Here is an 11829-nt window from a genome sequence, read left to right as displayed (position 1 = left end):
CCCGGGGAGCCCGGTGGCCGGCTCGCGGGCATGCGGCGGCCCGGGAGAGGGCGTGCGGGGCCCGCGGACGGGCCGTGCGGTGGCTCCGGGATCCCCTCGGATCAGAGTCGGTGCAGGGCCTCCAGCGCCCGTCGGGTGATCTCCTCGGGAGTGCCGCGGACATCGACGGCGACGCCGAGTTCGTCCGGCTGGAGGGGTTCGAGCGTCGCGAACTGCGAGTCGAGCAGGGTGGTGGGCATGAAGTGCCCCTTGCGCTCCGCCATCCGCCGCTCGATCAGAGGGCGTTCGCCGGTGAGATGGACGAAGACGACCCCGGGGGCGAAGCTCCGCAACCGATCACGGTAGGAACGCTTGAGGGACGAGGCCGCGACGATCCCGCCCTCCAGGTCCGCGCCGCGACGGATCCACTCGCCGATGGCGTCCAACCACGGCCATCGGTCCGCGTCGTCCAGCGGGGTGCCCGCCGACATCTTGGCGACGTTGGCTTCCGGGTGGAAGGCGTCGCCCTCGGCGTAGGGGACACGGAGGGCCTCCGCGAGCAGCCGGCCCACGGTCGTCTTGCCCGTGCCGGCCACACCCATCACCACAATGACGCGCTGGGAGCTCACGTCGTACCTCGCTGTCCTCGTCGACATCGGTTCGTGCGGCACCACTGAAGCCCATTAAGTAGTACTTATTCAAGAGGGTGGGGGGATACGTCACATCTATTGTTCGATCGGCGGTCACCGTACGCTTACGCCATGACCACTGAAGGCAGTCCTGTGCAGGGGCTTCACTCCCGTGTCCTGGACGCTCTCGGTCTCGCGATCACCGCCGGCGAATCCCCGCCCGGCAGCGTCCTGCGCACCGACGAGATCGCCGACCGCTTCGACGCCTCCCGCACCGTGGTCCGCGAAGTCGTCCGCGTCCTGGAGTCGATGCAGCTCGTCGAATCCCGTCGCAGGGTCGGCGTCACCGTGCGCCCGGCGGACCAGTGGAACGTCTACGACCCGCGCGTCATCCGCTGGCGGCTCGCCGGCACCGACCGACCCCGCCAACTGCGCTCCCTCACCGTGCTGCGCTCGGCCGTCGAGCCGGTCGCCGCCGGCCTGGCCGCGAAGCTGGCCACCCCGGAACAGTGCGCCCGGCTCACCGAGGCCGCCCTGGGCATGGTCCGCACCTCGCGCGGTCACCAGTTGGAGGGATATCTGCGGCACGACATCGCCTTCCACCGGATCGTCCTCAACGCCTCCGGCAACGAGATGTTCGCCCGGCTGGGCGATGTCGTCGCCGAGGTGCTGACCGGCCGCACCGAGCACGCGGTGATGTTCCACGACCCCGACCCGGCCGCGGTCACCCTGCACGTGCGGGTCGCGGAAGCCGTACGAGAGGGGGACGCGGCCCGGGCCGAGGCGCTGACCCGGCAGATCGCGGTGGGCGCCCTGGAGGAGCTCGACGTACTCGCCCCCTGAGCGATCCCCTCGCGCCGCGCCGCACCGTGCCCCGCGGCGCCGCACCGCGCCGCACCGCGCCCCGCGCGTCGGGCCGGTTTTCCCCGACGGGTCCGAGAAGCCCGCACCGTGCGCCACACTGGGCGCGTGTGGGGACATACCGAGAGCAGTGACGGCGGAGCCGCCTCCTTCGTGGGGCGGGACGGCGAACTGGCCGCGCTGGAAGCGGCCTTGGCCGGACATCGACTGATCACCCTCACCGGGCCGGGCGGCGTCGGGAAGTCCCGCCTGGTCCGGCGGGCGCTGGAGACGGGCGCCGGCGACACCTTCCCCGACGGGATCCACTGGGCCGACCTCTCGCCCCTGCCCGACGATCGACTGCTGGTGGACACCGTCGCCGACGCGCTCGACCTCGCCGACCACACCCCCCGCACCCTCGGCGAAGCGGTCCGGCAATGGATCGGCGGGCGCCGGCTGCTCCTCGTGTTGGACTGCTGCGAGCACCTGATCGCCGCCGTGCGCTCCCTCGTGCAGGACCTCCTCGACGCCGCCCCGCACCTGGTCATCCTCCTGACCAGCCGTCAGCCGCTGGCATCGGAGCGGGAACACGTCCTGGAACTGGGCCCGTTACCCCACGACGCGAACGCCGTGGAGGCCCTCGCCCTGTTCGCCGCCCGCGCCGGCGAGGCCGCCCCCGCGCAGGCCCCGCCGTGGGAACAGGAGCGGATCGAGGCCGCCCGGGCCATCTGCGCCCGCCTCGAAGGAGTACCCCTCGCACTGGAACTCGCCGCGGCGCAGTTGACGGACCACACCGTCGAGGAACTCGCCGAACGGCTCGCCCGCCGGATCGGCCCGCTCGCCGGCAGCGGGTCCCGCCGGCCTGCCCGCCACCGCGCCCTGCGCACCGTCATCGGCTGGAGCCACGAGTGGTGCGAGCCGCGCGAACGGCTGCTGTGGCTGCGGCTGTCCGTGTTCGGCGGCGCCTTCGACGAACCCGCCGTACGCGCTGTGTGCTCCGCCGCCCCCCTCGCCGAGGCCGACACCGGGCCACTGCTGGCGGCGCTGGTCGCCAAGTCCGTCGTACGCCGCACCGACGACGGCGCCGCAGATGCGGACGGCGAGGGCGTCACGTACCGGATGCTCGACACGATCCGCGAGTACGGAGCCATGTGGCTCGACGCCATCGGGGAACGCGAGGCCCTGCGGACCCGGCACGCAGGCTACTTCCTGGACCTGGTGCGCGCCGCCGAGCAGGACTGGCTCGGCCCGGGCCAGCGCGACGCCTACCGCAGGATCGCCGACGCGCATGGCGACGTGTGCGCCGCCCTCGACCACACCCTGGCCACCACCCCCGGACAGGCCCTGGAACTGGCCGGACGCGTCGGCTTCTTCTGGGCCTGCAGCGGCTACCTGCACGCGGCCCGCGGCTACCTGGAGCGCGCGCTGTCCACCGCACGGCCGCAGGACGTGTCCGCTGAGGGGCGGGTCCGCTCCCTGTGGGCCCTCGGGGTCACCCTGTTGCTCCAAGGCGAGAAGGAGCAGGCCCACCAACTCGCCGTCACCTGCGAGGCGTTGGCCGCCGAGTTCGAGCACACGCCCGGCCCCGCCCTGGACGCCGCCTACCTGTTGGGCCTGAGCCACCTGCTGGCCGGCAGGCCGTTGGCCGCGCGCATCGTCTCCGACAACGTCCTGGAGGCCATCCCCGGCCGGCCCTTCGACTCGGCGCCACGACTGCGCTGCCACCTGGTACGGGTGTTCGCCCTGACCGGTCTGGGCCTGTTCACGGACGCCCGCGCGGAAGCCGAGCGGCTGCTGTCCGGCTGTGTCGCTCGCGACGAGCACTGGACGCGGTCCTACGCCGAGTACCAACTGGCGTTGATCTGCCTGTTCGAGAGCCGGCCGGACGAGTCCGCGGACCACGCCCGCGCCATGCTGGAGAGCAAGCGGGAACTGGGCGACAGCTTCGGTACCGCCCTCGGCCTCGACCTGCTCGCGGCGGCACGGGCCGCCTCGGGCGACGAGGCGGGCGCCGCGCACGCGTACGGAACGGGCCACGCGTACTGGCAGGCGGTCGGCCATCCGCAGCGCGGCACCCCCGAACTGGGCCCCGTACGCGAGGAATGCGAACGCACCGCCCGCAGCGCGCTGGGGGACCAGGCCTACGAGGCCGCCTTCCTGGAAGGCGTCCGCCACGGCCACGCCCTGCGGACCCGGCCGCACCCGTACGACGGCTGAGCCCGCAGGGCGCCCGTCCCCCCACCGGAGAGCCCCCGCACGGCTCCGGTCAGGCCGTCGCGCGCCGCCCGATCACCTCGCCCAGGGCCGACTGATCGGCGCAGAGCCGTATGACGGTGTTCTCGGGGTTCACGCGGACGTCCTCGGCGGCGTCGGGGTGGTGGGCGGGAGGGCGACCGGCATCACCAGGGTGGTGAAGCTGCCCTGATCGGCGGAGCGGACCAGTACCGGGCCGGTGACCTCGGAGAACTCCAGCAGCACATCGGGCCCCACCCCGGCCTCCAGGGCCGCGCCCAGCACGACGGGGTCGAAACCGATCCGCACCGGCTCCGGCTCCTCCCGCATCGCGGCCGGCTCGATCGGTGCCGGGGTCCCGTCCGGCAGGGAGACGAGGAGCCGGTCACGGCCGAGTGCCAAGGCGACGGCGGGGGAGTCCCCGCAGGCGTCGAGCGCGGCGATCAGCCGAACCCGCTCCACGACCACCCGGTGCGAGGGCTCCGGGAGACCCGCGAGCACGTCCCGATAGGCGGGGAAGGTGCCCCCGGCCACCGGTACCTCGCGCGTGCCGCCCGGATGGCGGACGGTCAGGGGCGCACCGCCGGGCCGGGCCACCAGGGTCACCTCCGCGGCCCGGGCGGCCCACGCCCCGAGTGCGACCAGCGTGTCGGCGTCGATCAGGAGTCGCCCCGGCGGCCCGGCCGCGGCACGGGGCCGCAGGGTGCGCAGCGAGAGCCGGTAGCGGTCGGTGGCCACGAAGCGGACCTCGTCCCGGTCGAACTCCACGAGCACACGGCCCAGCACGGGATGGGCCGGGTCCCGCCCGGCGGCCGGGGCCACCTGCCGGGCGGCGCTCGCCAGCTCGGCCCCGCCCAGGGTGAACTCGGTGCCGCCCGGTCCGGGCGGCAGCCCCTCCAGCGCCGCCCCGAGCGCGGCGTCGGTGGCGCGCCGGGCCTCCCGTACGGCCGCGTGGTGCCGTTCGAGCACCGCCCGTGCCTCCTCGGGCGTCCCGTCGAGTACGGCGACCACGTCGGCCAACGCCAACCCCGCCTCCCGCAACCCGCGCAGCAGCGTGGCGCGCGGCTGCTGGTCGGGGGAGTAGGAGCGGTAGCCGGTGACGGGGTCGACGTGGGCGGGGAGCAGTACCCGGCAGTCGTCGTAGAAGCGCAGGGCGCTCGGCGCGAGCCCGACACGTCGGCCGAACGCGCCGATGCCCATCAGATCGGAAGTGCTGTCGTCCATGACCGCGATCATCGACGTTCATCCCACTTGAAGGTCAACTCGTCCGATGCGCCGGCGGCCGGGGAGTCGTCGCCGGGTCAGGGCCGCGGCGCCGACGCCTGCGCGCTCGCGCGGGTCCACACCACGGGAAGGCCGCCGATCGTGCCGGCCGCCCGGTCGTCGGGCTGATGCCGTGGATCTCCAGCTCCTCCTGGCCGATTCCCCGCGCCCGCCCGGGAATCGACCGGGATCCGACCGGCCGCGCCCCTCCCACGCCCCGGGTGCGCCCGGAGCGGTCCCGCAGGATGGGGGAAGAGGGCCGGAACCGGCTTGTAGGGGGCGCGGGGCGGTGCGATCCTTCCGCCATGTCGCTCACACAACTGCCGGACTACGGGGCGGTCCTCGCGGAGGTGAGGGAAGTGCGGCGGGCCGGGATCGTGCGATTGCGGGACCTCAGGCTGCCCGTGCTGACCGGGATGTCGGCCGGTCCGGGGGAGGGGGACCCCGGAGAGCCGCACTTCCCCGCCGTCGAACGAATGCTGCGCACCGCGGTGGCCGCGCTGGGCGGCGGAACCCTCCAGGAGGCCGCCGAGTACAGCCTCGGTCTCGCCCGGGGAACCCGGGACTGGCCGCCCGCGGACCGGCGCAGGCGAGCCGCCCAGGTGTACGGGGTGAGCGTGGAGCGGTTCCGCAAGCACCAGGAGTTGATGGTGCTCGGGCAACTCGCCGAGCAGCTCGTGCGCGGCGTGACCGGGGGACGGGCCGAGCCGGTCGTCACCACCGGCCCGGCCCGCCGACTCGCCCCGAGCCACCGGCGGATCGAGGTCACGATCGGCGGGGGCACCCACCACGTCACCCTGCACGTCCACGCCGTCGACCTGCTGCGGGACATCGACGTGATCGTGTCCCCCTCCAACACCCACTTCGCCCTGCCCGAGCCGTACAAGTCCTCCGTCGCCGCGTCCCTGCGGCGCGCGGGCGCGTACCGGGACCCCGCCGGCCGGCTGGTCGAGGACCGGATCCAGGACGAACTGCGGTCGTGGACCGCACGGTTCGCGCCCGGGTCCCTGCCCGTCGCCCCCGGCACGGTGGCCGTGACCGGCGCCGGGGCCCTCACCCGCCAGGGCATCCGCCGCATCCACCACGCCGCGGTGGCCGTGCCCCGGCCCGGAACCAACGACTACGACGTGCTGCCCGACGACGTCACGCGAGCCGTCACCCGCGTCTTCGCCCTGCTCGCCGAGCCGGGCGGACCGGAGGCGGGGACGGAGACGGATCCGGGGACGGATGCGTATACGGCGACGGATCCGGGCACGGCGGGAGCGGAGGAACGGCCCCTCGGGTCCGTCTGCCTTCCCCTCCTGGGCGCCGGGCGCGGCGGCCTCACCCCGACCGAGAGCTTCGCCGCGCTCTGGGCGGCGGTCGAGGCCGAACTCGCCCGCGGCGGACCGTGGGACATCCACCTCCTGGTCCGGCGCGCCGAACGGGCCGACCTGATCGCCGCGTTACTCGCCGGCGCGCCCCCCGACGGCTCGCCCGACCCCTCCTCCGGCCCCTCCCCCCACGCCGCGCCGCCTGCCGGACGGCCGACATGAGCGACGCCCGTACCCGGCTGGCCACCGTCGCGGCCGAGTGGGACGAGCTGCGGCCCCGCCTCGAACCGGCGGCCCTGCACACCCTCTCCCTGCTCCTCGCCGGCCTCCGCGAGGCCACCGGCGAAGCCGCCGACCGGGCAGCCCGGCACGCCGCCCGGCTGCTCGGCGAGCAACTGCCCGACCGGTTCCCCGACGACGGCCGACTGACCGCGGCCCCCACGTCGTGGGGCCCCGACCTCGGCCACCTCGGCTTCAGCGCCGACGACCTGGTCGTCCTCGTGCTCGACGGCCACCGCATGGTGGGGCCCGTCCTCGGCGAGGTGCGCGAACGGCTGCTCGCCGCGCCCTCCCTCGGCGAGGCCGAAGCCGCGGAGCGCGGCTGCGACCCGAACGCCCCCGGCCTGATCAGGCTGCGCGGACCGGGCGGCCCGGTCCGGCTCCCCGCCTTCCAGTTCGCCCGCGACGGCCGGGTCGTGGAGGTGGTCCCCGAGGTGAACCTGCTGCTGGAGGCGGACCGGGACCCGTGGGGCGCGGCCGACTGGTGGCTGTCCCCGAACGCCTGGCTGGCCGAGGTCCCCGCACGGCTGCTCGGCACGGTCGCGGAGCTCCAGGTGCTCACGGCCGCCCGGTTCCTCCGCGAAGGGGAGTGACGCGTGCCCCACTACCGGCCGCCCACCGAGCCCACCGCCACCCCGACCAAGGTGGCCCTCGCCGCGGGCACCGCGCTCTACCGGGTGCACTCCGCGCGCCGGGAGGCCGCCGCCTTCAACCCGGTGCCCGCGCACTGCCTGTACGGCGGAGGTCGCTTCGACGCCACCGCCTGCGATCCGTACGGCTACCTCTATGCAGGGCTCACCCCCGAGGCCGCCGTCAGCGAGAGCGTCCTGCACTCGCTGCCCTTCGATCCGGCGGGCGGGGCGCGCCTCGTGCCGCGCGTCGCGGTCGAGGGTCGCAGGCTGTCCGTGCTCCGGTCGACCGTCGACCTGGACCTGGTCTCGCTGGTCACCGGCCAGGACCTGGCCGCCGTGCACCAGGACAGCTGGCTGGTGCAGACCGAGGCCCGCGACTACCCGTACACCCGGGACTGGGCGCACTGGATCCGCACCCACACCGATCCCTGGGCGCAGGGGTTCCTCTGGTCGTCCAAACGGGACCCGGGTGCGCGGGCGTTGGTGCTCTTCGGCGACCGCTGCCCGCCCGAGGCCCTGGTCGCCACCGCCGACGCGCCGATCGACTTCGCGACCGCCGACGGGCGGTACTGGCTCGACGAGGTGTTGTTGCCGTACCACGCACGACTCGCCCCCTGAACCCGCCCTCTGGACAGGAGCCGCAGTGGAGGACGCCGACTGTATCGCCGCCTGGCGGATCGAGCGCGAAGACGTCATGGAGGCCCTCTCCGGCCTGGCCACCGACGATCCACGGATCGTCGAACTCTGCTGTGAGGCAGGAGAGTTGAGCTACACGCTCTTCGAGGAGTCGGGTGAACGTGAAGACCGGGACCTGGCGGCCGAGGCCTACGCGCACGCGTTCCGGCATCCCGCCGGCGGGCCCATACAGGCGCGCCACCGCATCATGTACGGCCATCTGCTGGCCCTGGACCACGACGAGGAACCCGACCCCGCGCTCGCCGCCCGCGTCCACACCCTCCTGACGGAAGGCCTCGCCGGGCTCCCCGACGATCACGACCACCGGGACACGGCCGTCTTCGCCCGCCGCCTGCTCGCCTTCATCACCAAGATCCGCTTCCTGGAGACCGCCGACGATCCGGCCCTGCTGGACGAGGCCCTGGACGCCAACCGGCGCGCCCTCGACGACGTCGACGGCCCCGACCCCGAACTCGACGAGGTCCTCGGCGGGCTGTGGCAGTACCACGGCGTCCTGGCGAACGAGGCGGCCTCCTACGCGACCTCGGCGCGCCACTACGCACAGGTGCTGGCCGGAGGTTCGCCGGACCGGGACCTGCCCCTGATCCACCAGGCCCGTTCCGCCTCCCTGATCATGCTGGGCCGCACGGCCGCGGACCGGACCGCGCTGGAGGAGGGGTACGAGGAAGGGCTGCGCGCCCTGGCCGCCCTTCGGGGGGCCGCGCCCGAGCCGGAGTGGGCACGGCACACCCGACTGCGCGTGACGTTCGCCCGCACCTTGATCGCCGGTACCTGGGACGACGAGGCGGAAGGGGCCCGAGCCGAGGCGGAGATCGCCGAACTGCTCTCCACCGAAGCGGAGATGGACGCCCTCCCCGTGCTCTACCTGGGCATGTTCGGCCGCCTGCTCTGCGTCCGCGGCCAAGTCCGCCTCGACGTCGACCTGCTGGATCACGCCGTGGCCCTGCTCACCCGGGCGTTCGACCGGTGGGACATCGCGCACGACGGCCCGATCACCGAGACCGGGCTCGCCCTGGCGATGGTCCAGCACCTGAGGTTCGACACGGACGGGGACACGGAGCGACTGCGGGTCGTCGTACGGGCCGTCCGGCGGGTCCGCGAAGACGACCGGCTCTCCAGGGAGGTCACCGACATGGCCCTGGGCCTGCTCGGGGCGGCCCAGGTGGGGCTGCCCGAATCCGTGCGGCCCGACGCCGGACCGGACGTGGTGTCCGAAGAGGAACTGGCCCGCGCCTACGAACGCTTCCAACGGAGCTACATGGAGGGAGAGTTCGACTTCGGCATGGACAACCACCTGCTCGCCGACGATCCGCGGGCGCGGGAGCGGTGGGAACTCCGGTACTCGATGCTGTTCGAGGGCTGGGAGCGGACCGAGCCGGGAAGCCGCCTGCGGGCGGAGCGCGCCGGAACCCTCCTCGCGGCGATGCCCATGCTCGACCCCCACGGGGACCGGATGGGCGCGGAACGCGAGGAACGACTGGTAAGGGAGATGTCGTCCTACGCCGAGGCCCATCCCGAATGGCGCGCCCGGGGCCACGCGGGCCTCGCCGGTTGGCGGTTCGCCCAGGGAATGGCCGGCTCGGTGTCCCGGCTGACCGAGGCGCTGGAGCACTTCGACCTCGCGATCGCCGCGGGGAACACCAACCCCTGGGTGCGCTACGGACGACACCAGGCCATGCGTCAACTGGCTCAACTGCGAGGGGTGACCGAGGGATCGGTGCCCGGCGGCGCGGAGTGGGACGAGGTGCTCGACGCCCTCGACCTGGGGCCGCACATGGGCGAGATGCTGGTGTGTCAGGATGCCGCGGCACAGGTGCGTCTCGCGGTCATGCGGGGCGATCTCCCGGCGGCCGACCGCGGACTGGACCGGGTCGCCGGGATCGTCGGGCGCCTGGATCCGGACAGCACCTCCCACACCGAGGGATGGGTGCTGCTGGAAAGCGCCCGGATGTACCGGGAGGACCTCGCGGCCCGGCTCGGCGTGCCACCCGCGCCGGCGCCGGCCGGGCGGCCGTCGATCGCCGAGCTGCGCCTGCGGGCGGAGCGGTTCCCCCGACCACAGCGCGCCCACCTGCTGGGGAGCATGGCCCTCGTGTGGCAGGCCGAGGCACTGCGCCGCGCCGACGTGCCGCGGATCCGGGAAAGCCTGGAGGTGTCGGCGCAGGCCCTCGCCCTGTCGGCGCCCGGGAGCGAGGCCTGGATCCGCTTCGCCTCGAACACCGGCGGCGTCCACAGCGCCCTGGTCATGGCCAATCCCCAGGCCGGATCCCCCGACCGGGCCCGGGACCTGGAGCGTGCCATCACCCTGCTCGAAGGAGCGGCGCGGGCCATGGACGGCCCCGAGCACCGGTTGTGGGCGCTCACCACGCAACCCCTCGGCCGCTGCTACCGGGTCCGGGCGGACCCGAACCGTCGCGACCGGGAGAACGGCCGACGCCTCGGCCTCGAATCGCTGCGCGGGTTCGTCTGGTCCGCCCTGCTCCAGTCCGGCAGCCAGGACGCGGCGGAGGCCGGCCGCCTGGCGAGCGACCTCGCGGGAGAGGTGGTCGGCTGGTGCGTCGCCGACGGCGCGCTCGACGACGCCGTCCGCGCCCTCGACGCCTGCCGGGGCCTCATCCTGCACGCGGCGACCACCAGCCGGTCGGTGCCCGAACGGCTCACCGCCGTCGGCCGGGACGACCTGGCCCGGGAATGGCTGAGCCGGGGCGCCGACGAGGCGGCCGACGACATGCCGAGCACACTGCGCCGCAGCGTCGTGCTCGCGCTGACCGAGGGCGACACCCGACTCCTCGACCCGCCCTCGCCCGCCGAGATCGCCGCCGGGCTGCGCGCCCACCGCAAGGACGCCCTGGTCTACCTCGTGCCGTCCACCCCCGACTGCCCCGGGACCGCCCTGGTGGTCACCTCGCGCGGCGAGATCCGGGAGGTCGCGCTGCCGAGCCTGCGCGAGGACGCCGCGCCGCTGCGCCGGTACCGGCCCGCCTCCGGCGGGCGCGACATGGAGCCGGTCCCCGGCCACGGCGCGCCCCGACCCGAACCGGCCCCGCCGCTGCGCGACCAGCTCGACCGGCTCTGCTCGTGGGCCTGGCGGGTCGCCGTCCGGCCGCTGCTCGACCTCTTCCAGGCGTCCGACCGGCCCGGACGCGTACCGCGCCTGGTCCTCGTCCCGATGGGTTCGCTCGGCCTGGTCCCCTGGCACGCCGCCTTCACCGCCGACGCGAACGGCCGCCGCTCGTACGCGATCGAGCGTGCGGAGTTCTCGTACGCGGCCTCCGCACGCCTGCTGTGCGAGGTCGCCGCTCGCCCCCGGGCCCCGCACGACGGGACCGCGCTCGTGGTCGGCAACCCCACGGGGGACCTTCCGTACGCGGGGGAGGAGGCCGAGGCCGTGCTGCGGGTCTTCTATCCCGACGGTCAGTACCTGGGGCTGCGCACCGGCGACGGCAGCCCCGACCAGGTCGCCCGGTGGTTGCACGAGCACGCCGACGACGGCGCGGTCGTGCACCTGGCCTGCCACGGAACCGTCACCGAGAACGGGCCACGCAGCTCCCACCTCTCCCTCAAGGGAGGCGAGTTGACGGCCGAGGAACTGGCCGACGCGGTGCACGGACGGCTCGGCCTCGTCGTCCTCGCCGCCTGCCGCAGCCAGGTCTCGGGACGCGGCCACAACGAGGCGTACAGCCTGTCCTCGGCCTTCCTCGTCGCCGGCAGCCGCTCGGTGATCGGCTCCCTGTGGCCCGTCCCGGACGACGCGACCTCCGTGCTGATGTTCATGACCCACCACTTCCTGCGCCGTGAACAGGATCCACCCGCCCGGGCGTTGCGGCGGGCCCAACTGTGGATGCTGGACCCGGGACGGCAGGTGCCGGACGGGCTGCCGCCGGCCCTCACGGCCCGGCTGGCGCACCTCGACCCGCACGACCTGAGCGCCTGGGCCGGCTTCACCCACCTCGGGCAGTGAACCCG

General features: G+C 74.4%; 8 protein-coding genes. 6 read left to right on the top strand and 2 right to left on the bottom strand.

Annotation, left to right across the window (positions count from 1 at the left end; all coding sequences use genetic code 11):
* Positions 1-101: 101 nt before the first annotated feature.
* Positions 102-635: a gluconokinase gene (locus OG906_RS05425; RefSeq protein ID WP_392897133.1), complete on the bottom strand. Its 534-nt coding sequence runs from the start codon at positions 633-635 to the stop codon at positions 102-104.
* 105 nt (positions 636-740) lie between these two features.
* Between OG906_RS05425 and OG906_RS05420 the strand changes: the two genes are divergently transcribed.
* Complete coding sequence (locus OG906_RS05420; protein ID WP_267799836.1) at positions 741-1451, top strand: FadR/GntR family transcriptional regulator; 711 nt, start codon at positions 741-743, stop codon at positions 1449-1451.
* A gap of 126 nt (positions 1452-1577) precedes the next feature.
* Entirely contained in the window at positions 1578-3665 is a 2088-nt protein-coding gene (locus OG906_RS05415) for an ATP-binding protein (RefSeq protein ID WP_329440520.1), read from the top strand.
* Positions 3666-3794: 129 nt separating this feature from the next.
* Here the strand turns inward: OG906_RS05415 and OG906_RS05410 are convergent, their stop codons facing one another.
* The gene (locus OG906_RS05410; RefSeq protein WP_329440518.1) at positions 3795-4904 is read right to left on the bottom strand and encodes a DNA polymerase III subunit beta family protein; all 1110 of its coding nucleotides are present in this window, start codon (positions 4902-4904) and stop codon (positions 3795-3797) included.
* Positions 4905-5248: 344 nt separating this feature from the next.
* Here OG906_RS05410 and OG906_RS05405 point away from each other — a divergent pair, with 344 nt between their 5' ends.
* The 4 genes from OG906_RS05405 to OG906_RS05390 are packed head-to-tail and all read left to right on the top strand — an operon-like array spanning position 5249 to position 11824.
* Positions 5249-6478, top strand: a complete 1230-nt coding sequence (locus OG906_RS05405; RefSeq protein WP_329440516.1) for a hypothetical protein — start codon at positions 5249-5251, stop codon at positions 6476-6478.
* Positions 6475-7128 carry a hypothetical protein gene (locus OG906_RS05400; protein ID WP_329440514.1) on the top strand — a complete coding sequence of 218 codons (654 nt, stop codon included), beginning with the start codon at positions 6475-6477 and terminating at the stop codon, positions 7126-7128. Before OG906_RS05405 ends, OG906_RS05400 begins: the two co-directional genes overlap by 4 nt.
* Before the next feature lie 3 nt (positions 7129-7131).
* Entirely contained in the window at positions 7132-7785 is a 654-nt protein-coding gene (locus OG906_RS05395) for an RES family NAD+ phosphorylase (protein WP_329440512.1), read from the top strand.
* Positions 7786-7810: 25 nt separating this feature from the next.
* Complete coding sequence (locus OG906_RS05390; RefSeq protein ID WP_329440510.1) at positions 7811-11824, top strand: CHAT domain-containing protein; 4014 nt, start codon at positions 7811-7813, stop codon at positions 11822-11824.
* Positions 11825-11829: the final 5 nt, after the last annotated feature.

This window comes from Streptomyces sp. NBC_01426 (assembly GCF_036231985.1).
Classification (GTDB): domain Bacteria; phylum Actinomycetota; class Actinomycetes; order Streptomycetales; family Streptomycetaceae; genus Streptomyces.
The sequence above is the reverse complement of the archived record's forward strand: the minus strand, read 5'-3'. Positions and strand labels throughout refer to the sequence as shown.

Coding starts and splice junctions, on each gene's coding strand:
- OG906_RS05400 (WP_329440514.1), top strand. CDS start 6,475: ATGAGCGACGCCCGTACCCGGCTGGCCACCGTCGCGGCCGAGTGGGAC.
- OG906_RS05425 (WP_392897133.1), bottom strand. CDS start 635: ATGTCGACGAGGACAGCGAGGTACGACGTGAGCTCCCAGCGCGTCATT.
- OG906_RS05420 (WP_267799836.1), top strand. CDS start 741: ATGACCACTGAAGGCAGTCCTGTGCAGGGGCTTCACTCCCGTGTCCTG.
- OG906_RS05410 (WP_329440518.1), bottom strand. CDS start 4,904: ATGGACGACAGCACTTCCGATCTGATGGGCATCGGCGCGTTCGGCCGA.
- OG906_RS05405 (WP_329440516.1), top strand. CDS start 5,249: ATGTCGCTCACACAACTGCCGGACTACGGGGCGGTCCTCGCGGAGGTG.